At 42.4% G+C, this 23,473-nt stretch carries 22 protein-coding genes; 20 read left to right on the top strand and 2 right to left on the bottom strand.

Annotated features, from left to right (window positions below; genetic code table 11):
• Window positions 1–41: 41 nt before the first annotated feature.
• From purM to purD, 4 genes are read left to right on the top strand one after another with little or no spacing between them, the layout of a single operon-like run.
• Window positions 42–1,067 carry a phosphoribosylformylglycinamidine cyclo-ligase gene (gene purM, locus J7I96_RS02380; RefSeq protein WP_214773791.1) on the top strand — a complete coding sequence of 342 codons (1,026 nt, stop codon included), beginning with the start codon at window positions 42–44 and terminating at the stop codon, window positions 1,065–1,067.
• Window positions 1,067–1,642: a phosphoribosylglycinamide formyltransferase gene (gene purN / locus J7I96_RS02375; protein ID WP_214773790.1), complete on the top strand. Its 576-nt coding sequence runs from the start codon at window positions 1,067–1,069 to the stop codon at window positions 1,640–1,642. Before purM ends, purN begins: the two co-directional genes overlap by 1 nt.
• An 18-nt stretch (window positions 1,643–1,660) precedes the next feature.
• Window positions 1,661–3,196 (top strand): bifunctional phosphoribosylaminoimidazolecarboxamide formyltransferase/IMP cyclohydrolase, encoded by a 1,536-nt coding sequence (gene purH, locus J7I96_RS02370; RefSeq protein WP_063595367.1) that lies wholly within the window; start codon window positions 1,661–1,663, stop codon window positions 3,194–3,196.
• Between the two features lie 19 nt (window positions 3,197–3,215).
• Complete coding sequence (gene purD / locus J7I96_RS02365; protein ID WP_214773789.1) at window positions 3,216–4,490, top strand: phosphoribosylamine--glycine ligase; 1,275 nt, start codon at window positions 3,216–3,218, stop codon at window positions 4,488–4,490.
• Window positions 4,491–4,535: 45 nt separating this feature from the next.
• Here purD and J7I96_RS02360 read toward each other — a convergent pair whose 3' ends face one another.
• A complete protein-coding gene (locus J7I96_RS02360) occupies window positions 4,536–4,802 on the bottom strand; it encodes a YgaP-like transmembrane domain (protein WP_214926187.1) in 267 nt (88 codons plus the stop codon).
• A 145-nt stretch (window positions 4,803–4,947) separates the two neighbouring features.
• Here J7I96_RS02360 and J7I96_RS02355 point away from each other — a divergent pair, with 145 nt between their 5' ends.
• The 16 genes from J7I96_RS02355 (at window position 4,948) to J7I96_RS02280 (ending at window position 23,093) form a co-directional block, all read left to right on the top strand.
• Entirely contained in the window at window positions 4,948–6,693 is a 1,746-nt protein-coding gene (locus J7I96_RS02355) for an adenine deaminase C-terminal domain-containing protein (RefSeq protein ID WP_214773787.1), read from the top strand.
• A gap of 43 nt (window positions 6,694–6,736) precedes the next feature.
• Window positions 6,737–7,774 carry a DUF3048 domain-containing protein gene (locus J7I96_RS02350; protein ID WP_214773786.1) on the top strand — a complete coding sequence of 346 codons (1,038 nt, stop codon included), beginning with the start codon at window positions 6,737–6,739 and terminating at the stop codon, window positions 7,772–7,774.
• A gap of 26 nt (window positions 7,775–7,800) precedes the next feature.
• Window positions 7,801–8,115 (top strand): YerC/YecD family TrpR-related protein, encoded by a 315-nt coding sequence (locus tag J7I96_RS02345; RefSeq protein ID WP_214773785.1) that lies wholly within the window; start codon window positions 7,801–7,803, stop codon window positions 8,113–8,115.
• A 220-nt stretch (window positions 8,116–8,335) separates the two neighbouring features.
• Entirely contained in the window at window positions 8,336–9,019 is a 684-nt protein-coding gene (pcrB, locus tag J7I96_RS02340) for a heptaprenylglyceryl phosphate synthase (protein WP_214773784.1), read from the top strand.
• Window positions 9,020–9,080: 61 nt separating this feature from the next.
• Window positions 9,081–11,327 (top strand): DNA helicase PcrA, encoded by a 2,247-nt coding sequence (gene pcrA / locus J7I96_RS02335; RefSeq protein WP_214773783.1) that lies wholly within the window; start codon window positions 9,081–9,083, stop codon window positions 11,325–11,327.
• 103 nt (window positions 11,328–11,430) lie between these two features.
• Entirely contained in the window at window positions 11,431–13,437 is a 2,007-nt protein-coding gene (gene ligA, locus J7I96_RS02330; RefSeq protein ID WP_214773815.1) for an NAD-dependent DNA ligase LigA, read from the top strand.
• 11 nt (window positions 13,438–13,448) lie between these two features.
• Window positions 13,449–14,618 (top strand): CamS family sex pheromone protein, encoded by a 1,170-nt coding sequence (locus tag J7I96_RS02325; protein ID WP_214773782.1) that lies wholly within the window; start codon window positions 13,449–13,451, stop codon window positions 14,616–14,618.
• A gap of 372 nt (window positions 14,619–14,990) precedes the next feature.
• Window positions 14,991–15,281, top strand: a complete 291-nt coding sequence (gene gatC, locus J7I96_RS02320; protein ID WP_034306082.1) for an Asp-tRNA(Asn)/Glu-tRNA(Gln) amidotransferase subunit GatC — start codon at window positions 14,991–14,993, stop codon at window positions 15,279–15,281.
• Between the two features lie 12 nt (window positions 15,282–15,293).
• On the top strand, window positions 15,294–16,754 hold the full coding sequence (gatA, locus tag J7I96_RS02315; RefSeq protein ID WP_034306080.1) for an Asp-tRNA(Asn)/Glu-tRNA(Gln) amidotransferase subunit GatA: 1,461 nt from the start codon (window positions 15,294–15,296) through the stop codon (window positions 16,752–16,754).
• 12 nt (window positions 16,755–16,766) lie between these two features.
• The gene (gatB, locus tag J7I96_RS02310; protein ID WP_053533587.1) at window positions 16,767–18,194 is read left to right on the top strand and encodes an Asp-tRNA(Asn)/Glu-tRNA(Gln) amidotransferase subunit GatB; all 1,428 of its coding nucleotides are present in this window, start codon (window positions 16,767–16,769) and stop codon (window positions 18,192–18,194) included.
• A gap of 173 nt (window positions 18,195–18,367) precedes the next feature.
• Window positions 18,368–18,910: a sigma-70 family RNA polymerase sigma factor gene (locus J7I96_RS02305; protein ID WP_311315266.1), complete on the top strand. Its 543-nt coding sequence runs from the start codon at window positions 18,368–18,370 to the stop codon at window positions 18,908–18,910.
• Window positions 18,907–19,374 carry a hypothetical protein gene (locus J7I96_RS02300; RefSeq protein WP_214773780.1) on the top strand — a complete coding sequence of 156 codons (468 nt, stop codon included), beginning with the start codon at window positions 18,907–18,909 and terminating at the stop codon, window positions 19,372–19,374. The genes J7I96_RS02305 and J7I96_RS02300 overlap by 4 nt, the downstream gene beginning before the upstream one ends.
• Window positions 19,367–20,437: a hypothetical protein gene (locus J7I96_RS02295; protein WP_214773779.1), complete on the top strand. Its 1,071-nt coding sequence runs from the start codon at window positions 19,367–19,369 to the stop codon at window positions 20,435–20,437. The genes J7I96_RS02300 and J7I96_RS02295 overlap by 8 nt, the downstream gene beginning before the upstream one ends.
• On the top strand, window positions 20,434–21,360 hold the full coding sequence (locus tag J7I96_RS02290) for a LiaF transmembrane domain-containing protein (protein ID WP_214926192.1): 927 nt from the start codon (window positions 20,434–20,436) through the stop codon (window positions 21,358–21,360). Before J7I96_RS02295 ends, J7I96_RS02290 begins: the two co-directional genes overlap by 4 nt.
• A 180-nt stretch (window positions 21,361–21,540) precedes the next feature.
• A complete protein-coding gene (locus tag J7I96_RS02285; RefSeq protein WP_214773777.1) occupies window positions 21,541–22,455 on the top strand; it encodes a diacylglycerol kinase in 915 nt (304 codons plus the stop codon).
• Window positions 22,456–22,517: 62 nt separating this feature from the next.
• Window positions 22,518–23,093, top strand: a complete 576-nt coding sequence (locus tag J7I96_RS02280) for a GNAT family N-acetyltransferase (protein WP_214773776.1) — start codon at window positions 22,518–22,520, stop codon at window positions 23,091–23,093.
• 44 nt (window positions 23,094–23,137) lie between these two features.
• On the opposite strand, the gene J7I96_RS02275 is transcribed toward J7I96_RS02280, so the two are convergent.
• Entirely contained in the window at window positions 23,138–23,356 is a 219-nt protein-coding gene (locus J7I96_RS02275) for a hypothetical protein (protein WP_034306063.1), read from the bottom strand.
• Between the last annotated feature and the right edge of the window lie 117 nt (window positions 23,357–23,473).

Raw genomic sequence — 23,473 nt, 5'->3', positions numbered from 1 at the left:
CAAGTCGGCAATGATGATTGATTTTCGGAGGAGGATTTCAAATGGCTAATGCATATAAACAGGCTGGTGTGGATATTGAGGCTGGTTATGAAGCGGTAAATCGAATGAAAAAACATGTAAAGCGCACATTTCGTCCAGAAGTAATGAATGGTCTGGGCGGTTTCGGCGGCATGTTTGATTTATCTTCCTTGAACCTTAAAGAACCTGTGCTCATTTCTGGTACGGATGGAGTGGGTACAAAACTTTTGTTAGCGTTCATGATGGATAAACACGATACAATTGGAGTGGATTGTGTAGCTATGTGCGTCAATGATGTTGTCGTTCAAGGTGCTGCACCTTTATACTTTTTAGATTATATTGCCTGCGGTAAAGCAGATCCTGAACGAATTGAAATGATCGTCAAAGGAATTGCAGATGGCTGTGAGCAGGCGGGCTGTGCTTTAATCGGCGGAGAAACGGCTGAAATGCCAGGCATGTACGAGATGGAAGAATACGATGTGGCAGGCTTTACTGTAGGTGCCGTTGAAAAATCACGTCTTATTACTGGTGAAGCGATCTCGGCTGGTGACGTCGTTATTGGACTCGCTTCAAGCGGCATCCACAGTAATGGGTATTCCCTTGTTCGTAAAATCCTTCTTGAGGACTCAGGCATGGGGCTTCATGACTTCGTACCGGAACTGGATTGCAAGTTGGGAGAGGAATTATTAAAGCCGACAAAAATCTATGTGAAGTCGGTTTTATCGACGTTGGAAAAATTTGAGGTTAATGGCCTTGCCCATATCACCGGTGGAGGATTCATCGAGAATATTCCGCGTATCCTTCCTGAAGGATGCGGTGTTGAAATAGAGCTTGGTAGCTGGGAAATTCCAACTATATTCTCATTCCTTGAAGAAAAAGGGAACCTTGTAAATGAGGAAATGTTCAATATCTTCAATATGGGAGTTGGAATGACGGCTATCGTGAAAAAAGAAGTGGCATCCGATGTGCTAGCCCACCTACGGTCTTGCGGTGAAGAAGCCTCAGTTATTGGGACGGTTGTGAATGGAAATGGAGTGTCGTTCAAATAATGAAACGCCTTGCTGTCTTTGCATCAGGTAACGGTAGTAATTTTCAATCAATCGCTGAAGCAATAAAAAGTGGAAAGTTGGAGGCGGAAATCTGCCTTGTCGTTTGCGATCGTGAAGACGCATATGTGCTTGAGAGAGCCAAGCTTGAGAACATTGATTCTTTCTCCTTTTCAGCAAAAAATTACTCCAACAAGACTGAGTATGAAACGGAAATCCTGGAAAAACTTCGCCAATATGAGATAGAATTTATCATTCTGGCTGGTTATATGCGTTTGATCGGACCGACATTATTACAACAATATTCACAGGGGATCGTGAATATCCACCCTTCACTTCTGCCTAGTTTTCCAGGCAAGGATGCAATTGGCCAGGCTTTTGACGCCGGAGTGAAGGAAACGGGGGTAACGGTTCATTATGTGGATGTTGGAATGGACACAGGACCGGTCATTGCCCAAAAAGCAGTGCCAATTCTTGAGGGGGATACGAAAGACATCCTTCAAAAAAGGATTCAGGAAATGGAGCATGACCTGTATCCGTCAGTTTTGCAGGAGCTATGCCACAAGAAACTTACTTAATGGAGGGACCAACATAACATGAAGAAACGTGCATTAATTAGTGTATCGGATAAAACAGGTATCGTAGAATTTGCTCAAGGATTAATTGAAGCAGGTTTTGAAATCATTTCTACAGGCGGTACCAAAAAAACGCTGCAGGATAATGGTATTGAGGTAATTGGAATCAGTGACGTCACCGGTTTCCCGGAAATATTGGATGGACGTGTTAAAACGCTTCACCCGAATGTCCATGGAGCAGTGTTGGCAAAACATGATGACAAAAATCACGCAGCACAGCTTGCGGAACATAATATTGAACCGATTCAACTTGTCTGTGTGAACCTATATCCATTCCAGGCGACTATTTCCAAACCGGAAGTCACTGTGGAAGATGCTATTGAAAACATCGATATCGGTGGACCGACAATGCTTCGTTCTTCTGCTAAAAACCACGAATATGTGACTGTTATCGTTGATTCCAATGATTATCCTACCGTATTGGCTGAGCTGAAACAAAATGGCGGGGTATCAAAAACCACGAATCGCCGCCTGGCAGCAAAAGTTTTCCGTCATACAGCAGCATATGATGCCGTTATTTCAGAGTATATGACAGAGCTTGCCGATGAAGAAAATCCTGAATCATTGACTGTTACCTATGAATTGAAACAGTCGCTTCGTTATGGGGAAAACCCACATCAAAAAGCCGCATTTTATAAAAAACCGCTTGGTTCCGTTTTCTCTATTGCAGAAGCGAATCAATTACATGGAAAAGAACTTTCATACAACAACATTAATGATGCTGATGCAGCACTTCAAATCGTTAAAGAATTCAATGAGCCGGCTGCAGTTGCAGTCAAACATATGAATCCTTGCGGCGTCGGTGTCGGTGCGACAATTTTGGAAGCATATGAAAAAGCATATGAGGCAGATGCCACTTCCATTTTCGGCGGGATCATCGCTTTGAACCGTGAAGTTGATAAGGCAACTGCTGAGAAGCTTCATGAAATTTTCCTTGAAATCATCATTGCGCCTGGGTTTACACAAGAGGCAGTGGAAGTATTGACAAGCAAGAAAAACCTTCGTTTATTAACGATCGATTTCGACGCGGTTAAAAAGCCTGAACGTAAATTGACATCAATCGAAGGCGGATTGCTTATTCAAGATCAGGATGCACATAGCTTAAAGGATGCAGAGGTAAAAGTGGCAACGAAACGTGAGCCTACCCCTGAAGAGTGGAAAGCCATGGAACTTGGCTGGAAAATCGTGAAACATGTCAAGTCGAATGCAATTGTTGTTTGTAACGATCAAATGACATTAGGTGTTGGCGCAGGACAAATGAACCGCGTGGGAGCTGCAAAAATTGCTTTGGAACAAGCTGGGGAAAGAGCAACAGGAAGTGCATTGGCTTCAGATGCTTTCTTCCCGATGGATGATACTGTAGAAGCGGCAGCGAAAGCGGGCGTCACGGCAATCATTCAGCCTGGTGGATCTGTTAAAGACGAAGATTCAATCAAGAAAGCTGATGAATATGGGATTACGATGGTGTTTACAGGAATTCGTCACTTTAAACATTAATCAAAAATGAGGTGCGATAATGAATGTACTAGTAATTGGCCGGGGCGGCAGGGAGCATGCCATAGCCCGCAAACTATTTGAAAGTAAACGAGTTGGGACCGTTTTTGCAGCACCGGGAAATCCAGGGATGACCGATGTAGCGACTCTTGTACCAATTGATGAAAACAATCATGGGGATTTGGTTGCCTTTGCCAAGAAGAATGCTGTTTCATTAACGGTGATCGGGCCCGAAACACCATTGTTGAATGGACTTGCAGATGATTTTACGGAGGCAGGATTACAGGTATTTGGCCCTAATGGCCGTGCTGCAGTCATCGAGGGAAGTAAATCCTTTGCTAAAGATTTAATGAAGAACTATAGCATTCCGACAGCGGAATATGAAACATTCTCTGATTATGATTCAGCAAAAGCATATATCGAAAAAATGGGTGCCCCCATTGTCATAAAAGCGGATGGTTTGGCAGCAGGAAAAGGTGTCGTGGTTGCTATGACGATGGAAGAGGCGTTAGACGCCATCCATGATATGCTAGTCGGAGCAAAGTTCGGGGAAGCATCTGCCAAAGTCGTTATTGAGGAATTCCTTGATGGCGAGGAATTTTCCTTGATGGCATTCGTTAATGGGGAAAAAGTGTATCCGATGGTCATTGCTCAAGATCATAAGCGGGTTTTTGATGGAGATCAGGGTCCGAACACAGGTGGAATGGGTGCATATTCACCGGTGCCGCAAATATCCGATGAAATGATCCAGACTGCAGTCGAAACGATTCTTAAACCCACGGTAAATGCGATGATTTCTGAGAATCGGAGTTTTACAGGAATATTATATGCCGGGTTGATCGCCACTGAAAAAGGCACAAAAGTCATTGAGTTCAATGCCCGTTTTGGCGATCCGGAAACGCAAGTCGTTTTACCTCGCCTAAAGACAGACTTCGTAGATACGCTTGAAGCGGTTCTTTCTGGAGAGGATCTAGAACTTGAGTGGCATGAAGAAGCCGTGCTTGGGGTGGTCGTCGCAGCCGATGGATATCCAGGGGAATATAAAAAGGGATCTATCATTAAAGGCTTGGAAAAGATTGATCCGAAAGCCCATGTTTATCATGCTGGAACGGCTCTCAATAATGAAGGGAACTTCATCTCGAATGGCGGACGTGTACTTCTGGTTGCTGCAAAAGGGAAAGATTTGGCCTCTGCACAAGCTGAAGTATATAAAGAGTTAGGGCATATTGAGAAAGACGGTTTATTTTGGCGAACGGATATTGGCTACCGAGCAATAAAATACAATTTTTCATCATAATATAAAGAAGCTGACTCTAAGCGGAGTCAGCTTCTTCTATAAGATTTAATATAAATCAGATTGATTCGATTCATTTTCCTGTTTTGGTCCTTTTGTCATCAAGTTTTGTCCGTTTTCCATCGCATCGACGACAGGACAATAACGGAGGATTCCTTCACCTATTTTCATGGCGGAAAGCATGGCCACGATTATATAAGATTGGTTTTTCCATGGTTTTTTCACCATTTTAGCCGTAGCCCATGTTAGAAATGTAAAACCACAAGTAATTCGCATTAAAGCATTTATTATACTGATATTTTGTTTAAACTTCATATAAAATCCATCCCTTCACAAAAATTTAACAATAATCTGGATAACATTACTGTTCTAATGGGGCAAGTATGTTACTATGAAATAAAATTGGATTGAAAATGGTTTTTTTCATACACTGTTTCTAATAACTTATGGGGGAATGTTTATGCTTGAACAGCGCTATAGATGGAAAAATAAACATCTAAGAGAACATATAGATGTGCTGGATGGCAATAGGGCACCACACATTCTGCTAAAAAATACGACTTATTTAAATCAGGCTTTACGAAAATGGGTAAAAGCGAATATATGGATATATGAAGATCGCATCATATATGTTGGCGATAAGCTTCCTGATAATATAGACCGCTGTGAAATGGTCGACTGTACAAACCAGTACTTGGTCCCGGGTTATATTGAGCCGCATTCACACCCTTCTCAATTATATAATCCCCTTTCTTTTTCACGTTATGCATCTCATTTTGGCACAACGACATTAATCAATGATAACTTGCCGTTTCTATTGCAGTTAGATAAAAAGAAAGCGTTTTCTCTTTTGAAAGAATTACGTAACATTCCTGTAACAATGTATTGGTGGAGCCGTTTTGACGGACAAACGGAATTGATTGATGAAGATATGGTCTTTTCCCATGGGGCCGTCAAATCATGGCTGGAGCATGATGCCGTATTACAGGGCGGGGAACTAACTGGATGGCCGAAGCTTCTCGATGGGGATGACATGATGTTGCACTGGATTCAGGAAGCCAAGCGAATGAGGAAGAAAATAGAAGGACACTTTCCAGGTGCTTCAGAGAAGACTTTAGCAAAAATGACCTTGTTCGGCGCCGATTGTGATCATGAGGCTATGACAGGTGATGAAGTCATGTCACGCTTGCTGCAGGGCTATTATGTATCGTTAAGACATTCTTCGATCCGTCCGGATTTACCAAAGCTGATACAGGAAATCCATGAACTGGACATTGATCATTATGACAAATTCTTTTATACGACAGATGGATCACCGCCGTCCTTTTATGAAGGTGGGTTCATAGACTGCTTGATCAAAATAGCGATAGAGCATGGCGTTCCGGTCATCGATGCCTACAATATGGCGACCATCAACATCGCACGATATTATAACATTGAATACCTTCATGGCAATATTGCCACAGGGAGGGTGGCGAACATCAACTTCCTGACCGATGTAAAGGAACCCGCTCCGGTTTCGGTAATGGCGAAAGGGAAATGGGTGAAAAGGGATGGTGAGATCATTCCGGATAAACAGGAAATCGAATGGAGTGATTTCGATTTTAAACCGCTCGATCTTGATTGGGATCTCAGTTTAAAGGAAGATTTTGAATTTTCCATGCCGTTCGGGATTGAATTGGTTAATAATGTAATTACGAAACCGTACTCCCTTGCCAATGATGTTGGGCATGAAGAACTGGACTTTGAGGATGATGAATGCTTTTTCATGCTAATCGACCGGGAAGGGAAATGGCGCATCAATACGATATTAAAAGGGTTTGCCGACAAATTGTGTGGCTTTGCCGGCTCTTATACAAATACAGGTGATATCATACTGATCGGTAAAAGGAAAAAGGATATGCATTTGGCGTTTAACCGGCTGAAGGAAATCGGCGGTGGAATCATTTTGACGGAACAAGGCAAGGTGATCCATGAACTTCCTCTGAAATTACAGGGAGTCATGTCCGCCAAGGAGGTTCCTGAATTGATTGAAGAAGAAAATGAATTGAAACATTTGCTGCGTGACAGAGGTTATCGCTTCGCCGATCCTGTGTATACCCTTTCATTCTTTTCGACAACCCATCTGCCATATATAAGGCTGACCCAGCGGGGAGTATATGATGTAATGAATAAAACTATACTCTTTCCCACTATAATGCGTTAAAATATAAGAGAAGAAATGGCTAATAAATCAAAGGAGTGGAAAGATGGATTTTAAGAGAGTTCTTTTCATCGTTATTGCTATTTTACTGCTGGCAGGCTGTTCGAGGAAAGAAGATCCTGCACTGGATGACAGTAAGCCGAAAGACCAAGCTGTCATCAAAAATACAGATGAGAAAAATGAACCTTCCAATGAGTTTCCGCTTACAGGTATAGCCACCGATACAGTCAGCGAGCGAAGGGCTGTAGCAGTGATGATTAATAATCATCCGGAAGCACGCCCGCAGTCGGGCCTCTCAGAAGCCGATATGGTTTACGAAATGCTCGCAGAAGGTGACATAACCAGATTTTTAGCTATCTTCCAAAGTGAAATGCCAAGCCAAATCGGTTCGATTCGGAGTGCAAGGGACTATTATATCGAATTGGCTAAAGGCCTTGATTGCCTCTATGTCTGCCATGGGAATAGCCCCGAGGCAAAGACCATGCTGGACAAAGGGTATATTGATAACTTGAACGGATTATATTATGATGGTACTTTGTTTCAACGTTCGGCAGATCGAAAAGCACCGCATAATTCCTACACCTCCTTTGAGGATATCGAAAAAGGTGCAAAAGAAAAGGGTTATGAGTTGAATGGTGCACCGGAGCCTTATGCTTTCCTTACAAAGGAAGAGGCAGCTGGACTTCAAGGGGAACCGGCTTTGAAAACCGAGGTTTCCTACGGATCAGACGAGTATGATGTACAGTATGAATACGAAGCCACGGAAGAGAAATATAAACGTTATTCGAATGGAGAGCAAACAGTCGAGCATAAATCGAATAAACCTATTTTACTGGATAATATATTGATCATTGAGGCTGCTCATCAAGTGGTCGACGATAAAGGGCGTCGGAAAATCGACTTGAAAAGTGGCGGAAATGGTTATTTACTTCAAAAAGGAAAAGCGAATGAAGTAGAATGGGTGAGTAAGGATGGGCGTATTACACCAGTGAAAAACGATAAAGAGGTAGGGTTGATTCCAGGGAAAACTTGGATCAATATTATTCCGGATGAACCTGGTTTAGTAGGAGACGTCTCATTTTGATACCCATGAAATTGAGGGGGAGTAACATGCAAATTGATAAGTTAAGAGGAAAAGAAACGGATCAGCTGTTCAAGTCGATCCTTTCCTTGCGTGATTTGGACGAATGTTATCGATTTTTTGATGATTTATGCACAGTTAATGAAATTTCATCATTGGCACAGCGTCTTGAAGTAGCCCGCATGCTTGAAGAAGGAAAAACCTATCATAAAATCGAAACGGAAACGGGTGCAAGCACGGCTACGATTTCCAGGGTCAAACGCTGCTTGAACTACGGAAATGATGCTTATTCCATGGCTCTGAACCGTATTAAGGATACCGTAGAGGAAACAACTGAATCTTAATTCTTTCGATTATAATAAGAAGCTGGGGAATTCATTTCCCGGCTTTTTATTTTGTGTTGAGCACGCTCATTGCCGGCTGTCTTTCAGCCGTATCCATGTTATATTGGATTTTAGATTAAAAGGTTCCATTTGGTAATAACATTTTATCGATACTTCTCTTTTTTAATGAAAAATCTTAATGCTATAATGGTGTAATGGGAAGTGTGATTGGAGGATTATAATGTACGATTTTCGCGAGTGGAAACATGTTTTCAAACTCGATCCAAATAAAGAAATAAGTGATGAGGCCCTTGAGAAAGTCTGTGAATCCGGTACTGATGCAATCATGGTCGGGGGAACAGATGGTATCACGCTTGAGAATGTGCTTCATTTAATGGCACGTGTCAGGCGATATACGGTCCCATGTGTGATGGAAATTTCTTCAGTTGAAACGGTGACCCCGGGGTTTGATTTATATTTCATTCCGAGTGTCCTGAATAGCACCAACCCGGATTGGATGATGAAATTGCATCAGCAAGCGGTCAAGGAATACGGATACCTTTTGAATTGGGATGAAATTTTCGTCGAAGGGTACTGTATCCTGAACCCTGAGTGCAAGGCGGCCCAATTGACGAAAGCCAATACTGATTTGGATATGGATGATGTGGGTGCATACGCGATGATGGCAGAAAAGATGTTCAACCTGCCGATCTTTTATTTGGAATACAGCGGTGATTATGGCGATGTCCAGATGGTGGAAGCGGCCAAAGAGAGTTTGGAAGATACCGTACTATTTTATGGCGGTGGGATAAAATCGGTTGAACAGGCCAAAGAGATGTCCAAGATTGCGGATGTCATCGTTGTGGGGAATGTGGTTTATGAAGATTTGAAAGTGGCCCTTGCAACGGTTACGGCAGTTAAATGAAAACATGTAAGAAATATAGTATACTAAAACAGAAACGAATGTTCGTATAGGTGGTGTGATAATGCAATATTTAGCGGAAAAATTATTAATAGGGTTGAATGAACAGCAACAAAAAGCAGTGAAAGCAACAGATGGTCCACTTTTGATCATGGCTGGGGCAGGAAGCGGAAAGACGCGTGTGCTGACTCACCGAATCGCTTACTTGATGGTCGAGAAGGAAATAGCGCCTTGGAACATCCTTGCAATCACGTTCACTAATAAAGCTGCACGTGAGATGAAGGAGAGGATCCGTGCCATACTTGGCGGTGCGTCCGAAGATATCTGGATATCGACTTTCCACTCGATGTGTGTCCGTATTCTACGAAGAGATATCGACCGTATCGGATTTAATAGAAACTTCTCGATATTGGATACGACGGATCAGCAATCGGTCATAAAACAAATCATGAAAGACCGTAATATGGATACGAAGAAATACGATTATCGTGCCATTTTGGGCAGCATCAGTTCAGCGAAAAATGAATTGGTCGGGCCGGAAGAGTACCTGAAGACGGCGTCTGATTATTTCACTAAGGTAACTGCCGATGTTTATACGGAATATCAAAAACGACTGCGCAAAAATTCAGCGCTCGATTTCGATGATTTGATCATGATGACGATTCAATTGTTCCAGCTCGTACCTGAGGTGCTTGAATATTATCAGCGTAAATTTCAATACATTCATGTTGATGAGTACCAAGATACGAACAGGGCACAATACATGCTTGTTAAACTATTGGCTTCACGTTTCCGTAATCTCTGTGTTGTCGGGGATTCCGATCAATCGATCTATCGTTGGCGCGGTGCGGATATTGCGAATATCCTTTCATTTGAAAAAGATTATCCGAATGCCAACATGATTTTCCTAGAACAGAATTACCGCTCGACGAAAAAAATCCTTGCAGCGGCGAATAAGGTCATCGATAACAATCAAAACCGTAAGCCGAAAAATCTTTGGACCGAGAATGCCGATGGCAATAAGATATTCTATTACCGGGCGGACAATGAACAAGGGGAAGCGCAATTCGTAGCCGGAAAGATAAATGAATTAGTTCAGGACGGCAGCAGGAAATATTCAGATATAGCCATACTTTACAGAACGAATGCACAATCACGTGTCATGGAGGAAGTACTGCTTAAATCCAATATAAATTATGCAATAGTCGGGGGCACTAAGTTCTATGACCGTAAAGAAATTAAGGATTTACTTGCCTATCTTCGACTTATTGCGAACCCTGATGATGACATTAGCCTTCGCCGTGTAATCAATGTGCCAAAACGCGGAATTGGTGCAACTTCGATGGACAAAGTGGCAGATTATGCAGATCAATATGATGTTTCGATATATAAAGCATTGGAGTCTGTGGAAATGGTAGGGATAAGCGGGAAGGCTACCAAAGCGGCAAGGGAATTCCATACGCTGATCACTAATTATACAAATCAGCAGGAGTACTTATCCGTGACGGAACTTGTGGAGGAAGTCATAAAGAAAACCGGTTACCGTGAGATGCTGCAGGCAGAAAAAACGATTGAATCACAAAGCCGGCTTGAAAATATAGATGAGTTTTTATCTGTTACGAAAGCATTCGAAGATAACAGCGAGGACAAATCATTGGTGGGCTTTTTGACTGACCTGGCGTTGGTTGCCGATATAGATCAACTTGACGAGAATAAAGAAGAAGCTACAAATACGGTAACGTTGATGACATTGCATTCCGCGAAGGGACTTGAATATCCGGTGGTCTTTCTATTGGGACTTGAAGAAGGGGTTTTCCCTCACAGCCGTTCGCTTATGGATGAAGAGGAGATGGAAGAAGAACGCCGTCTGGCTTATGTGGGAATTACAAGGGCCGAAAATGAACTTTTCATAAGCAATGCCCAAATGCGGACATTGTTTGGACGGACGAGCATGAATCCCGTTTCACGTTTCATCAGTGAAATACCGGAGGAACTTCTAGAAGACCTAAAACCGAAACCTGCTCCTCGAGCCAGGCAAACGCCTTTCAGTTCTTCGAGAACCGGGTCTCCTTCAACGGCTTCAACAAGGAAAGTGCCTGCCTTTGGAAAAGCTGTTTCTGCACCATCCGCTACGGGCGGTGAAGAAATTGGCTGGGCTGTCGGTGACCGTGCCTCCCATAAAAAATGGGGTATAGGAACCGTTGTGAGCGTAAAAGGGGAAGGCGAAGGAAAGGAATTGGATATTGCTTTTCCAAGTCCAATCGGCATCAAGCGCCTATTGGCGAAATTTGCACCAGTTGAAAAAGCATAAGCTATTAATATGCTCCTGCTGGTAAAGAATAGAGATATCTGACTTTAGACACCGCTCTTCTATAAGAAGTGCGGTGGAGTCTTCTTTAGAAAGGATTGAACGTATGGACTTACAAGCTGCAGAGAAGAAAGTTCTGGAACTGCAAACGTTATTGAACCAATATAGCTATGAATATTATGTGATGGACCAGCCATCAGTACCTGATGCTGAATATGATCGGCTGCTCCGTGAACTTATTGGGTATGAGGAGAAATTTCCGGAACTGCAAACGGCGGACTCACCGACACAACGGGTTGGAGGCGCCATTTTGGATATGTTTGAAAAGGTGGAGCATACCACACCGATGCTTAGTTTAGGCAATGCCTTCAACGAAAGTGACTTACGGGATTTCGACAGAAAGGTCAGACAATCTGTAGGTGACAATTTTTCCTATGTATGTGAATTGAAAATTGACGGACTTGCCGTCACACTTCAATATGAGAATGGATATTTCGTAAGAGGGGCAACCCGTGGAGATGGAACGATAGGTGAAGATATTACCGCTAATCTGAAAACGATCAAGTCGATTCCATTGAAGTTGCGGGAGCCGGTCGCCATAGAAGTGCGCGGTGAGGCCTTCATGCCAAAAAAATCTTTCGAAGCATTAAACAAAGCTAAGGAAGAACGCGGTGAGGAACCCTTTGCAAATCCACGAAATGCCGCTGCCGGCTCGTTAAGGCAGCTTGATCCAAAACTTGCTGCGAAACGGAACTTGGATATTTTCCTTTATGCGATTGCCGATTTAGGGGAAACGGGGGTCCGTTCCCATAGCGAGGGTCTGGATTTATTGGATCGACTCGGGTTTAAGACGAATCGGGAAAGAAAAACATGCTCGAATATAGAGGAAGTTCTGGCCTATATAGTAGAATGGACGGAACAACGTCCAAACTTAGCCTATGATATTGATGGAATTGTCGTAAAGGTGGATTCCCTTGAACAGCAGGATGAATTAGGTTTTACTGCAAAAAGCCCTCGATGGGCCATTGCTTATAAATTCCCAGCTGAAGAAGTCATTACAACCCTAAGGGATATCGAACTGAATGTGGGCCGTACGGGTGTATTGACCCCAACTGCCGTTTTGGATCCCGTCCGGGTAGCAGGTACGACTGTGCAGCGAGCTTCACTTCATAACGAAGACTTAATCCGTGAAAAGGACATCAGAATCGGAGATCAAGTGGTTGTGAAAAAAGCGGGTGATATCATTCCGGAGGTAGTCAATGTACTGGCAGAGCGCCGTACAGGGGAAGAAGTCGAGTTTCAGATGCCGACTGAGTGTCCTGAATGCAGCAGTGAACTTGTCCGGCTGGACGGGGAGGTTGCTTTACGCTGCATCAACCCGAAGTGTCCTGCACAAATACGGGAAGGCTTGATCCACTTTGTTTCCCGTACAGCAATGAATATAGACAGTCTTGGTGAAAAAGTGATTAGCTTGTTATTTAAAGAAGAACTCATACAAGATGTGGCTGATATTTATAAGCTTACATACGATCAACTGATTGCTTTGGAAAGGATGGGGGATAAATCCGTCAATAAACTTCTTCAAGCAATCGAAGCTTCGAAAGCCAACTCGTTGGAAAAATTATTATTCGGGCTGGGCATTCGCCATGTTGGTTCAAAAGCTGCCAAGACGCTTGCGAGGGAATTCGGAACGATGGAAGCCTTAAGCAAGGCGAGCCGTGAAGAACTAACGGCCATCAATGAAATAGGCGATAAGATGGCTGATTCCATCGTAGCTTATTTTGAATTGGAAGAAGTCCATGCATTATTGAATGAGTTGGATGCAGCCGGTGTGAATCTTACTTTCAAAGGGCAAAGAGCTGTTGCTATAGAAGATATCGACTCCATTTTTGCCGGTAAAACAGTTGTTTTAACGGGTAAACTGCATCAGTTAACACGTAACGAAGCAAAAGAGAAATTAGAGGCGCTAGGAGCTAACGTTGCTGGAAGTGTCAGCAAGAAAACCGATTTGGTCGTAGCTGGTGAAGATGCCGGTTCCAAACTGGAAAAAGCTGAAAGCCTAGGCGTCATGGTATGGGATGAAGAGAGACTGATTGAGGAACTAAATAAATAAGAGGTGTAGCTATGAGGAAACACGCCATTTTGGGGATGATTCTTATACTGCTTCTTGCTGGATGTGCGCCTAGTTTCGAGGATAAGCAAGAGGTAGTTCAAGACTCCAAAGACAAAAAAGAAACGGCAATTATTCCGAAGTATAAAATTTCGGAAGAATATTATCAAACGATCCTACCGTTTGAACCATCAAAAGCACGCGGTTTGGTCGTATCCAATTTAAATACCAGATACGACATTGAAGAATTCGAAAATGGATTGATGCGGTTGGCGCAAACCCAATTCGACCCAGAGGATTACCTGTTTCAAGAGGGGCAAATGCTGGATAGCTCCACCATATCTTCCTGGCTGAACAGAAAATATACCGATAGTCAGTTGAAAGAAAAGAAAATGAAAGCCTCAGAGAACCTTGGCTTGAATCCGGTTGATCCAGGCAAAGGTGACATTGATAAGCGGAATGAAGAAAATCCGATCTATCTTGCCCATATTTTAGAACATAATTACTTGGTAAAAACAAAAGATAATTCAGTGAACCTTGGCGGAGTTGTAATCGGTCTTGCGTTGAATTCAGTGCATTACTATCAAAAAGAGGCATTCGGTGCCACCTATGAAAATAAAATAGATAGTAAAAAGTTAAAGCAAGAAGGGGAAAAAATTGCTGCAGAAGTCTTAAAAAGGCTGCGTAAAATGGACAAGCTGAAAAACGTTCCGATTACGATTGCCTTATTCGAGCAAAATGAAAAGTCTTCGGTAGTCCCTGGGAATTTCATTTCCTATACAAATATCGATAAAAACTCTAACAATATTGGAAAGTGGACGAACTTGGACGAAGAGTACTTCCTATTTCCTTCTGCTGCTGCTGAAAAGAAAAACCGTGATGACGTCAATACTTTCACGAACTTTAAGGAAGATGTCGAAGAATACTTCCCTAACTTTAACGGAGTCATCGGCAGGGCATTCTATATGGATGATCAATTGCAAAGCCTGAACATCGATATTCCCATTCAATTTTATGGGAACTCGGAAGCGATAGGTTTTACCCAATATGTTGCTGGGCTCATAATGGAACGTTTCCCGAACTATATTGCCGTACAGGTATCTATTACGTCTGTAAATGGACCTGAAGCGCTCATAGTCCGTGAAGCGAATCAGGACGAACCAACCGTTCATATATACGAATGATAAAAGGATGAAGCTTAGCGGCTTCATCCTTTTTTTTGACTGGAATCTATTTCTTGTGGGTGTCAAAATAACCTTTAACAATGAATAAAGATATATAAAAGATAGTAAACCCTTACATCTTAGGGAACAAGTTCTTTAAAAAAGGCAGCATTTGTCGAATTTTAATAGTCTTATTGTCATTTCCTCGGAAATTCCGGCAACTTTCCCATATTTCCCGGAAAATATCTCTTTTTCCTTAAGAAATAATTGAATTTCGACATTGTATCTCTTGTTGCTTTACTGTGCAATAGTTTGATATGATTTAAACGATGATTATATGGAGAAAAGCGACGAAATTCAGTCGATTTGGATATTTTTTCGGAGGTGAAGAGAATGTCACGTATTTCTATGGAACAAGTTAAACACGTTGCCCATTTGGCCCGTTTGGCCATTACGGAGGAAGAAGCAAAACAGTTTCAGCATCAGCTTGACCAAATGATTTCATTCGCGGAGCAGTTGAATGAGCTTGATACGGATCAAGTAAACCCGACTTCTCACGTTTTGGATATGAAGAATGTTATGCGCGAAGATGTCGCAAAACCGGGCTTGCCAGTAGAAGAAGTAGTTAAAAATGCACCGGATAGCAAAGAAGGATATATCCGTGTACCATCAATAATTGAATAAGGAGGGACAATGATGTCGTTGTTCGAACAAAAGGTTTCTGAGCTTCATGAACGATTACATAAGAAAGAGATAAGTGTCACTGATCTTGTGGACGAATCGTATAAGCGAATCGGACAGGTAGAGGACAAGGTGAAGGCATTTTTGACACTGGATGAAGAAAACGCCCGCAATCAAGCAAAACGATTGGATGATCAATTGGTAAAAGGCGAGAACGAAGGCGCTTTATTTGGTATGCCAATCGGAGTGAAGGACAATATTGTCACTAAAAATTTGCGTACGACTTGCGCGAGCAAAATTTTGGAGAACTTTGATCCAATCTATGATGCAACTGTTGTTCAAAAGCTACAGAAGGCAGAAACGGTTACGATCGGGAAATTGAATATGGATGAGTTTGCCATGGGTTCATCAAATGAGAACTCCGCATTTCAAGCAACACGCAACCCTTGGAACACGGAATATGTGCCAGGAGGTTCTTCGGGTGGTTCAGCTGCATCTGTCGCTTCCGGTGAAGTCCTATTTTCTTTAGGTTCCGATACGGGTGGATCGATCCGCCAACCAGCGGCATATTGCGGTGTCGTCGGCTTAAAACCTACATATGGACGGGTTTCCCGATTCGGACTTGTAGCGTTTGCGTCTTCATTGGACCAAATCGGCCCTGTTACAAGAACTGTTGAAGATAACGCTTATTTGCTTGAAGCGATCTCAGGAGTAGATCCAATGGATTCGACCTCTGCTAATGTTGACGTGCCGAATTTTGTGAATTCATTAACAGGCGATGTTAGAGGATTGAAAATAGCTGTGCCTAAAGAATACCTTGGTGAAGGCGTTGGTGAAGAAGCACGTAATTCCGTACTTGAAGCGTTAAAAGTATTAGAGGGTCTTGGAGCTCAATGGGAAGAGGTTTCCTTGCCGCATTCCAAATATGCTTTAGCTGCCTATTACCTGCTATCTTCATCGGAAGCTTCGGCTAACCTTTCACGTTTTGACGGTGTGCGTTACGGGCATCGGACAGATAATGCAGAAACTCTTATAGAAATGTATAAGCAAACCCGTGCAGAAGGATTCGGTGACGAAGTGAAACGCCGTATCATGCTTGGAACGTTCTCCTTAAGTTCCGGTTATTATGATGCTTATTATAAAAAGGCTCAAAAAGTACGTACATTAATCAAAAAAGACTTTGAAGATGTCTTTGAAAAATACGATGTAATCGTTGGGCCGACTACACCTACGCCTGCATTTAAAATTGGTGAAAAAGTCGACGATCCATTAACGATGTATGCGAATGATATCCTGACGATTCCAGTCAATCTTGCTGGCGTACCGGGTATATCCGTGCCATGTGGATTCGCAGCGAATGGTCTTCCGCTTGGACTGCAAATGATTGGGAAGCATTTTGATGAAAGCACGATTTACCGCGCGGCTCACGCATTTGAGCAAGCAACAGATTTTCATAAACAATTTCCTAAGCTGTAAGGGGTGAAAATAATGGACTTTGAAACGGTGATTGGTCTAGAAGTACACGTAGAATTAAAAACGGATTCTAAAATTTTCTCAGCGAGCCCAAATCATTTTGGTGCCGCTCCAAATAGTAACACGACTGTAATTGACCTAGGCTACCCAGGTGTATTGCCTGTCGTCAATAAAAAGGCTGTTGATTTTGCAATGAAGGCTGCAATTGCCCTGAATTGCGAAGTGGCGGAAGTTACGAAATTCGACCGGAAAAACTATTTTTATCCGGACAATCCTAAAGCATACCAAATTTCACAGTTCGATCAACCGATCGGTGAACATGGTTGGATTGAAATCGAAGTGGGCGGCAAGAAAAAGAAAATTGGCATTACCCGCATTCATATGGAAGAGGACGCTGGAAAGCTGACACATAAAGGGAACTATTCGCTTTGCGATTATAACCGACAAGGTACGCCTCTTGTTGAAATCGTATCCGAACCGGATATCACTTCCCCGGAAGAAGCGTATGCTTATTTGGAAAAGCTGAAATCCATCATTCAATACACGGGCGTTTCCGATTGTAAAATGGAAGAAGGCTCACTTCGTTGTGATGCTAACATTTCCTTGAAACCTGTCGGCCAAAAAGAATTCGGTACGAAAACCGAATTGAAAAACTTGAATTCATTCAACTTCGTTCGCAAAGGGTTGGAGCATGAAGAAATCCGACAAGCGGAAATCTTGAATGAAGGCGGCATAATCGAACAGGAAACTCGCCGGTTCGACGAAGCTACAGGCAGAACCGTACTAATGCGAATTAAGGAAGGCTCCGATGATTATCGTTATTTCCCGGAACCGGACTTATTGACGATCCATATCGATGAAGAATGGAAAGCTCGTATCGCTGCCGAAATTCCGGAACTTCCGGATGCCCGGAAAAAACGCTATGTCGAAGAATTTGGCTTACCTGAATATGATGCAGCCGTTTTAACGGTAACGAAAGAAAGTGCTGATTTCTTTGAAGCGACAGTTGCTTCAGGTGCCGATGCAAAACTAGCATCTAACTGGATCATGGGTGAGGTTTCCGCTTTCTTGAATGCAGAAGGCAAAGAGCTGCATGATGTCAAATTGACTGCTGAATCATTGGCTGGAATGATCAAGCTGATTGAAGATGGCACGATTTCGTCTAAAATCGCTAAAAAGGTCTTCAAAGAATTGATTGAAAACGGCGGGGATGCTGAAACGATCGTCAAGGAGAAGGGACTAGTCCAAATTTCCGACGAAGGCGCATTGCGTGCAGCCGTTGAAGAAGCATTGAATAATAACCCACAATCCATTGAAGATTTTAAAGCCGGTAAACAAAAGGCAATCGGCTTCCTTGTCGGGCAGATTATGAAAGCGACAAAAGGACAAGCCAATCCACAACTTGTTAATAAAATTTTGGTGGAAGAAATCAATAAACGTTAATATTGACCGTATCACTGTTAAAGTGGTACGGTTTTCTCTTGATTAAGGAAAGAGTTTACTTAGAAAAATAGTAAGCGGGAAAATAATTTTTATTTTTTTTGAGTTATCTGTAGGGGTAACTCCTTTTTGTGTCGTCTATTACATGAATGTTTATCAGGAAAGGGGGAAGAGAAGTGTCCGATGATTTAGTTGAGAAGGTAAGGGCTGGGAATGATCATGCATTCCGGATGTTGATTGAAACTTATAAACAGACGATTTATAGAACCGTCCATTCCGTCTTGCGGAATCAAAAGGATGCAGAAGATGTTACCCAGGAAGTCTTTATCAAAATCTACACTTCACTTCCCCAATATAAGAACCAAGGCTTCAAAACTTGGATTACCCGAATTGCGGTCAATCATGCAATCGATCTAAAGAGAAAGAGGGAACGCCAAAAGGAAGAATTACAGGACGAACATTCATCGGAAGCTAATTTGGGCTTAACGGATGATGTCGAAGCAGTATTTTTTCGGAATGAAAGGCGAAAGCAAGTATTACGGAAGCTGAATGACCTTCCAGAGGGATATCGGGACGTTGTATATGGCTATTACATAAAGCAAAAGACATTCAAGCAAATGGCAGATGAACAGCAGATTCAAGTGAAATCTGTAGAAGTAAAGCTATACCGGGCAAGAAATTGGATGAGAAAACATTGGAAAGAGGAGGATTTTTCATGAATCATGTTTCAGAGGCAGAATGGGTTGCATATTTGGCAGATGAAATACCACAGGCTCTAAAAATTGAATATGAAAATCATCTATACTCCTGTGACAAGTGTTTGTCCGTCTATATGGAAGCGATGGAAAAAGAAGAAACAAGTCTGGACATTGAAGGATTTGATATTGCAGGTCCAGTCATGGACTCGATAAGCCGATTGAAAGGCGGCTCTGTTGAAGAGTCTTTGCAACACCGAAAAGAGAAGTCACTTCGGACAATCACAAGGCATTACCTGATTGCGGCTGGATTTACGATTTTATTAATGGCAGGCGGAGTATTTCAATCATTGACAGAATACGTTGATTCTGTGGAATCAAGCAGTGATAAGAAAACGCAGTCCTTGACCGAGGACCTTATTGATAAAACATTTACATGGATGGATACAATCGAAAAGAAAAATAAGGAGGGGTTTAGAAATGAATAAAAGTCCGGTATTAGCTTTTTTATTATCCTTTCTGCCAGGTTTCGGACATTTTTACCTAGGAAGGCAATATAAAGGGCTATTTTATTTTCTTGCCACAGCTGGATTGGGGCTTGGAGGTCTTTTCCTTTCTTTGATCAGTCAATCGGATGCGTTTCTGGCATTTTCCGTTATTGGAATGGTGTTTTATTTCATCAGTATATTTGATTTGGTGGTCACCTCACTGAGGAATCCTAAAAGTGAAGAGGATGTGGAGGGAATGGCAAATCCGCCGGAAGCGGAAAGGTTTTATGTAATCATCCTTTCATTCGTTCCTGGGTTAGGGCATTTTCAGCTAGGCCTCATGAACCGTGGGCTCATTTTTCTCATCAGCTTTTTAGGCTTTGGCATCATGGTGATATTCATCAGTGTGATGACACAAATGGAAGGCCTGTTAATATTCATGGCACTATTGCCTGTTATCTGGATTTACAGCTTTTTTGATTCTGTTCAACAGCTGAATAAAAAGCAAAGAGGTGAGGAGCTTATCGATCGGACCATTTTGGAAGATTTCGAGGAGAGACGGGAATCCGGGAAGAAGAGTAAAGCGGTCGCGACTTTATTCGCTATTTTCCCTGGTGCAGGTCACTTATATTTGGGGCTTCAAAAACGCGGGATACAATTGATGGCCGGCTTTTTATTCGCCATTTACATACTGGATTTACTCCGGTTGGGTTTCTTCTTTTTCCTTATTCCGATTATCTGGTTTTATGGTTTTTTTGATGGATTGCAAAAAGCATCGAAAATGGAAGAGGGACCAGTAGAAGATACGCCCATCATTTCGGGTATGGTCAATCACCAAAAATGGCTAGGATTGGGGTTGATGGGAATTGGAATCTATTTCTTGGCCAGTAATATAATCGTCCCGGCCATTGCCCCTCATTTGGATGAATGGATTGGAAGCAACTTGGAGTATTGGTTTAGAGATTATTTTCAAAAAGGCCTTGTATGCATCCTTCTCATAGGCGGGGGAATCAAATTGCTGTCGGGAAGTAAAAAAGGGAGCGTCAAGGAGGATACAAAATGAGAACATGGAGAGTCGGAACGATTTCAATGGGAATCTCCCTGGTTGGTTTGGGTTTGGTTTTACTCGTTTCTCAAAATGCGGATATGAATTTGACGACGATTCTGCTATCATGGTGGCCGTTGCTGTTCATTATCTTGGGTGCAGAGATTCTCTTTTATATTTATTTTTCCAGAAAAGAAAGTTCTTTTGTAAAGTATGATATTCTTAGCATTCTTTTCGTCGGATTGCTCGGAACGACGGGAATAGTTTTAATTCTGCTTACATCCAGCGGATTGTTGGATCAAGTTAGGGCTGCCATTAATAGTGAAGAGAAAACGGTCAATTTGCCTGGTTTCAATCAAAAGGCAGGAAAGGGCATACAGAGAGTTGTCCTGGACACTGGTTCATACCCATTGACCATTGAAAGTGGTAAGGACGGAGAAGTTTCTGTTTTTGGAACATATGGTGAGCGGGTAATGGAAGATGATGATTCATTGTTGAAAAGTGCGGAAGATTATTTACTTGTTGAAAGAAATGGTGATACTCTTTATATTAGCTTCAAGGATTTACCGAGTCAAAATGGACTTTTAGATAGTGGAATAAGGAATCTTAAGGCAACCCTTATAATCCCTGCTGAGTTGGCAGTGGAGATGGACGGTCAAAGTACCGATCTTGTCTTGAAGCCTAGAAAGCTCTTGAATGACTGGAGTGTGAAGGACAGCGGAAATCTAAGTGTAGTCCTTCAGGATAATAGTGATATCAAGATAGATGCTAGAGGGGTCGAGGAACTTGAAGGGCCCGAGAGCGGCTGGGAGATGACAGAAGTGAAAAAAGGAACAAGTGATGAAGGCATTGTAAAAAAGAATGGGATATTCAATACTGGTGATGGGAAACATACTTTAACGGTTACCGATACATTTAACGTGAACGTTCAATATCCATGAATGAAATCATTTACTAGAATAAAATTGTAAAAAGCATTATAATTTTCCCTGATGCGATTTCTAGTAAATTGTAAAAGATATGGACCGAAATACGGTCCTCTTTTTTTCGAATATTGCTTTTCATGTAACGAAGGATTAAGATGTAAATTATGGAATCAATATGTATAAGGATGATGGGAAATGAAAAGAGCAAGGTTGATTTACAACCCGACTTCGGGCCGGGAAGCCATTAAGAAGAGCCTGCCAGGTGTGCTTGCAAAACTTGAAGAAGCTGGTTATGAAGCTTCTGCACATGCGACGACCGGTGCCGGGGATGCGACGAAAGCGGCAAAGATAGCGATTGAACGCGGCTATGATGTAGTTATTGCAGCAGGGGGCGACGGCACGATTTATGAGGTTGTTAATGGACTGGCCACTGCAGAGAAACGTCCGAAACTAGGAATCATCCCGACGGGAACGACCAATGATTTCGCCCGGGCGCTGCATTTACCGAAGTCGATCGAAGGAGCGGCCGAAATTATAGCCGGCGGGCATACGATGCCGGTCGATATCGGGAAAATGAACGATAAGTATTTCATCAATATTGCTGGCGGGGGCAGGTTGACCGAATTGACCTACGACGTGCCAATCAAGCTGAAAACCATGCTTGGTCAGCTAGCCTACTATATTAAAGGAATTGAAATGCTTCCTTCAATTAAGCCGACGGAAGTTTCTATTGAATATGATGGAAAGCTTTTTGAAGGGGAGATCATGCTTTTCTTGGTGGCTAACACGAATTCGGTCGGCGGCTTCGAGAAACTGGCCCCTGACGCCTCTTTGAATGATGGTATGTTCACGTTGCTTATTTTAAAAAAGGCAAACCTGGCTGATATTGTTCGTGTAGCAACATTGGCAATGCGCGGTGAGCATATCCATGATAAAAACGTCATTTATGAAAAAGCCAATCGAATTAAAGTACAGGCCAAAAAGGATATGATGCTTAACTTGGATGGAGAATTTGGCGGGATGGCCCCAGCTGAATTCGTAAATCAGTACCGCCATTTTGATGTATTCATCCCGCAAGGAATACTGCCGGATGATCCGGCAAATAAATAGATTGAAGTGGCCACTGAATCTGGTGGCCTTTTCAATTTAATGAAGCAAGGAGAATTACAAATATGTATATCAGGAAAGCGACACCGGAGGATGCAGAAAAGGCAGCCATATTGACCCGGTTAGCGATTAAGGAAATTGCAGAGGTTTTGACTGGTGAAACGGAAGAAGAAAGAATACTTTCCGTTCTTGCCGATTTGTTCAGGAAAAGTGGGAACCGGGTCAGCTATGAAAATACGCTTGTCAGTGAACATGATGGACAGGTATCTGGATTGATCATTGCTTACCATGGCAAGGATGCCGAAAGCTTGGATGAACCGATAGTGAAACAATTAAGGATGAAGATGAAAGACCCAAGTGTTACGCTCGATAAGGAAGCGGAAATGAGAGACTTTTATTTGGATACAGTATCCGTTGACCCGGATTTTCAAGGAAAAGGTATTGGCAGTGCACTGATTCAATATGTTGAGGGGTATGCTAAACATAAGGGATATCCAAGGGTTTCTTTGGTTGTTGAAAAGGAAAATGAAGCGGCGAATCGTCTCTATGGCAGATTGGGTTATGTGGAAATTAAAACCATTACGATTAGCGGTCATGAATTTCGCTATATGGTAAAGGAAATAGAAGAACCTCCTGTTTAACAGGGGGTCCTTTTTAGCCGTATGAAGTTTGGTATTGTATGCGGTTACATTTGCTGCCCATTCATGGCTGCCCAATCAGCGTAAGCTCCGGTGCCATTACAGCCGGGACAGTCGTGTATATCGGAAAAATGATATTCCGTCGGTACGAAGGAGCTGTATCCACGTCCGTAACAATCCGGACAGAGGCCTTTTTCCTCCATACTCGCTCGATGTTTTTCAATCCTTGTAGCATTCCAGGCCGATATAGAGTTAAATAAACCCATTTCCTCACCTCTTTTGTTTTTCCTTATTTTTCTTTTTTTATTGAACTTTTATTCATGGAACTATGAAAAATCCGTAATTCCTTCCACTATATTTTTATGAAAACCAGGGTAAATTGG

This window comes from Bacillus sp. ISL-78 (assembly GCF_018613455.1).
GTDB lineage: Bacteria > Bacillota > Bacilli > Bacillales > DSM-1321 > Peribacillus > Peribacillus frigoritolerans.
The sequence above is the reverse complement of the archived record's forward strand: the minus strand, read 5'-3'. Positions and strand labels throughout refer to the sequence as shown.

Bases quoted from the DNA above. Each gene is read 5' to 3' on its own strand.
- purM (WP_214773791.1), top strand. From the start codon at position 42: ATGGCTAATGCATATAAACAGGCTGGTGTGGATATTGAGGCTGGTTAT.
- purN (WP_214773790.1), top strand. From the start codon at position 1,067: ATGAAACGCCTTGCTGTCTTTGCATCAGGTAACGGTAGTAATTTTCAA.
- purH (WP_063595367.1), top strand. From the start codon at position 1,661: ATGAAGAAACGTGCATTAATTAGTGTATCGGATAAAACAGGTATCGTA.
- purD (WP_214773789.1), top strand. From the start codon at position 3,216: ATGAATGTACTAGTAATTGGCCGGGGCGGCAGGGAGCATGCCATAGCC.
- J7I96_RS02360 (WP_214926187.1), bottom strand. From the start codon at position 4,802: ATGAAGTTTAAACAAAATATCAGTATAATAAATGCTTTAATGCGAATT.
- J7I96_RS02355 (WP_214773787.1), top strand. From the start codon at position 4,948: ATGCTTGAACAGCGCTATAGATGGAAAAATAAACATCTAAGAGAACAT.
- J7I96_RS02350 (WP_214773786.1), top strand. From the start codon at position 6,737: ATGGATTTTAAGAGAGTTCTTTTCATCGTTATTGCTATTTTACTGCTG.
- J7I96_RS02345 (WP_214773785.1), top strand. From the start codon at position 7,801: ATGCAAATTGATAAGTTAAGAGGAAAAGAAACGGATCAGCTGTTCAAG.
- pcrB (WP_214773784.1), top strand. From the start codon at position 8,336: ATGTACGATTTTCGCGAGTGGAAACATGTTTTCAAACTCGATCCAAAT.
- pcrA (WP_214773783.1), top strand. From the start codon at position 9,081: ATGCAATATTTAGCGGAAAAATTATTAATAGGGTTGAATGAACAGCAA.
- ligA (WP_214773815.1), top strand. From the start codon at position 11,431: ATGGACTTACAAGCTGCAGAGAAGAAAGTTCTGGAACTGCAAACGTTA.
- J7I96_RS02325 (WP_214773782.1), top strand. From the start codon at position 13,449: ATGAGGAAACACGCCATTTTGGGGATGATTCTTATACTGCTTCTTGCT.
- gatC (WP_034306082.1), top strand. From the start codon at position 14,991: ATGTCACGTATTTCTATGGAACAAGTTAAACACGTTGCCCATTTGGCC.
- gatA (WP_034306080.1), top strand. From the start codon at position 15,294: ATGTCGTTGTTCGAACAAAAGGTTTCTGAGCTTCATGAACGATTACAT.
- gatB (WP_053533587.1), top strand. From the start codon at position 16,767: ATGGACTTTGAAACGGTGATTGGTCTAGAAGTACACGTAGAATTAAAA.
- J7I96_RS02300 (WP_214773780.1), top strand. From the start codon at position 18,907: ATGAATCATGTTTCAGAGGCAGAATGGGTTGCATATTTGGCAGATGAA.
- J7I96_RS02295 (WP_214773779.1), top strand. From the start codon at position 19,367: ATGAATAAAAGTCCGGTATTAGCTTTTTTATTATCCTTTCTGCCAGGT.
- J7I96_RS02290 (WP_214926192.1), top strand. From the start codon at position 20,434: ATGAGAACATGGAGAGTCGGAACGATTTCAATGGGAATCTCCCTGGTT.
- J7I96_RS02285 (WP_214773777.1), top strand. From the start codon at position 21,541: ATGAAAAGAGCAAGGTTGATTTACAACCCGACTTCGGGCCGGGAAGCC.
- J7I96_RS02280 (WP_214773776.1), top strand. From the start codon at position 22,518: ATGTATATCAGGAAAGCGACACCGGAGGATGCAGAAAAGGCAGCCATA.
- J7I96_RS02275 (WP_034306063.1), bottom strand. From the start codon at position 23,356: ATGGGTTTATTTAACTCTATATCGGCCTGGAATGCTACAAGGATTGAA.